The following is a 3,262-nucleotide window of genomic DNA, read 5'->3' on the forward strand; positions in this document are numbered from 1 at the left end:
TAATTCTCTCTGTTGGAATAGGCCACGATCCCCTGTCCCACCGGATTGAACTGGGAGTGAACAGCGTAATCCTCTAAAACAAAATGTTTGAACTGGTAGCCTTGATTGACCATTTGATGGAACCATCCCGTTCCTAAATCGGCTGTGAAGCCCCAGTTTCCCCCAAAGCAAACATTGTCGCCATAAGGAAGGGTAGTTTTCCGGTAAATTTCCAGATCGATCATACAAGCGTACTCGTTGAGACGGCACTCGGGAAGCGGATGAACTCTCCCTGTTTTGAGAATTTCGATGTCTTTTAATTTTCTCGGAGTATCATACGCCTCGTGCAAAGCAATTGCTTCGGTTTGTCCGGGGATATACTGATCGTACACAGCACCGCTGCATAGCTTAGCTGCGTTTGCTGGACACGACCAGCATTGCCCGATAGAGCCCACCCCCGCCATTTGAGCGTCTCCTTTCAGAACCGGAAGCATTTCTCCGATCATGTCCCGATGAAAAATCATATCGTTATGCATGATAAACAGATAATTCATCGCCGAATTTTCCAGCGCGTATTGGTACGGGATACTCCAACGTAAATTTTGTTCATTCTTAACTCTGTCTGGATCAAGCGTATCCAAATTATAGAAAAGGGTAGGATAATAGAGTTCAGTAGTAATTAGTCCCTCAACTGCTTGTATCACTTTGTAAATGTCTCCAAATGTGTTATATGGCTGGTTTTTTTCGACAGTTACAAAAATCTTGTTGATGTGTTCCCTGCTGAACTTCAACAGGGAGAGAATTGAGAGGATAGTATGGTACGGTTTGCCGTAGTAAATAACGCTGACATCGACTTTGCTAGGAATCATAGGATAGGGACAAGAGCGGTTGAATAGGCTGGAGTACACAAATCTCAAATTTGCTTGAAGCAAAATTATCTTTGGTTATGCAATACAAACGTAATGCGCTTATTGAAAACAAACCTTACCGCACACACATTTTTTTAAAAAGATACAAATCGGCACGGAATTTGATGAGAAGATTTTTGTTTTAAGCGATGACTTTAGAAAACGGTATAGTATGTCCCCTTACGTTTCTAAACAATAGATGGAGATTGCGGCAAAATTTTCTATTTTTGTCTTGCCGGTAAATGTTATAATTCCCAGCAGGGAATTATCCACTGACCATGTTTATATTGTTACTCAGTCCTCTCCTAGCTATTTTCGAACGGTAGCTTAAACAATTGATTCTTAGGCGCTGGCAGTTCCTTAATGGTAAAATCAATACGATTTTTTCATTAAGGAAAACGTAAGAAATTTCCGCTCAGAATATAGCGAAAAGAGTAGTCCATAAACTTGGTCAGCCACAAAAATGTAGTCGTCTTGCACTCGAATTGAAACCATATTGGCTTGATTGTTGCTCCTGTTTGCGCAATGAAAGTCTTCCTCTCTACCCCTTCATAGACACATATTTTTATAACCAATAGCAAATAGTTGAATATGAATAAAATTTACACCACCAAAGGGGTAGTGTACGCATTTCTTATTGTTTTTCTGGGTACGCTGAGCTTGCAGAGCATAGCTACCGGAACACCGATAGCCCCCCCCGGACAGCCTCGTTACTTGAGCATGTCTATAATGAATGTAGAAAACGACGATAGCTACCTGCCGCTCATGGAGAGGGCGGCGAAGGCGGGCGTGAATTCCTTTGTGCTGAACGTGAACTGGGATCATGTATACCGTAAGCGTGGTTCAATCGCCGATTGGGGCCAAATCGACAAGGAGGCAGAACTGGCCAAGCGCCTTGGGTGCAAAATCATGTTGCGGGTATGGGTGGCTCGACACGGTGATGGCAATGACGGGGCCGAAGGCTGGTGGCCTGATAACGTCCGACCCGTCTCGGGCGATGGAGTGCGGCATAAGGATGTCAACGGATTTAGCTTTTCGGCTACCGAAGCCGTGAATGAAGCAAACGGTTTTGTTCGCGAAGTCATGGAACATTTTCGGCCTCGTCAGCAGGCGGGTGAAATCGTGCTGGTGACGGTCGTAGCCAACAATGCATCCGAGATTGGCTACAGCGTAGATGCGCATAACCCAGCAAATAATAAAAATGAGCTTCAACTTTTCGACTATTCCTACTACTCAAAAAAAGCTTTCCGGGAGTGGGTACAGGCCAAATACCGAACGCTTGCTGAACTGAACAAAATCTGGAACTCGGACTATTCTCGTTTTTCGGATATTGAACCGCCCTATATCAAGGGCGATGTCTGGAGCGGACACTATGGCAAGATAGGCGTGGATTGGTACCTTTTTCGGCACTCCACACTAAAAGGAGTAATTGATGGTTTTATCGACGTAGTCAAAGGGGTGGACGGCAATTATAAGTACTACAACGACATGGGAAGTTGTTACGACGGACTGAGTGTATTGCGAGGGACGCTTGGTTTTATCGACCTGAATGCCAAAGCAGATGGTTTCAAAGTGAATGACGGGGCATACTATCCTCATCGTTTCGCAGCAGATTTGCTTCGATCCAATCTACCTGGAAAAATTATTGGTAATGAGTTGGGGAATGTAAATGGCATTGACGAAGGAGTATGGCGCGGTTTCATTAACGAAACATACGAACATGGCGCCGATTGGTTCAATCTCTTCGGCCTGGATCGTGAGTTTAATTTTGTCAACTACGAAAACCTTATTAAAGAGACTGCCGCCAAATGGCTCGACAAGCCAGTTCAGGCAATTAACCCTACTCAAACGGTCACTTACACCCTCTCTGAAGCCATTCGGGAGGGTACTGGCAAGGTACAGGGAAAGTGGCGGGGCGAGTACGCGAAAACAGAAAAGCCGATCCGGGTGTTATTGATCGAGGATTTGCTGGAGAACAAAACCGATGGCAATCAGTTGCCACGGGTCGTCAAAAACATCCCTGACCAGCAGGGCAAAGTCGATCAGTCCTTCAATTACGAAATACCCGCTGGAACTTTTACTGATCCCGACGGGATAATCGCCAGTATTACGGTCAAGGGATTGCCCAACGGCATCACCTTTAACAATCTCAAATTTTCTGGCATCCCGACGGCCAGCGGAGAATTCATTGTGGTGGTCACGGCACGTGATGACAAAGGCGGCGAAGTGGAAACCCAATTTAAATTAAGGGTAGCCCAGAAAAACGGCGAGAATCTGTCGCCGTTGGTCAGTCAGGAAATCCCCGTCCAGCAGGGCAAGGTCGGCCAGGCTTTCGGATACGAAATCGCCAGGGGAACCTTCACCGACCCCGACGG

Annotated in this window: 2 protein-coding genes; one reads left to right on the top strand and one right to left on the bottom strand. The window is 45.8% G+C overall.

Annotated features, from left to right (window positions below):
- Positions 1–848: hypothetical protein (locus tag ACEW8P_RS15335; RefSeq protein WP_373513957.1), on the bottom strand; the 848-nt coding region annotated here is incomplete at its 3' end.
- Between the two features lie 630 nt (positions 849–1,478).
- On the opposite strand from ACEW8P_RS15335, the gene ACEW8P_RS15340 reads away from it, so the two are divergent.
- Positions 1,479–3,262: putative Ig domain-containing protein (locus ACEW8P_RS15340; protein WP_373513958.1), on the top strand; the 1,784-nt coding region annotated here is incomplete at its 3' end.

Origin of the sequence: Persicitalea sp. (assembly GCF_041751555.1) — a bacterium.
In the GTDB taxonomy this organism is placed as follows: Bacteria; Bacteroidota; Bacteroidia; order Cytophagales; family Spirosomataceae; genus Persicitalea.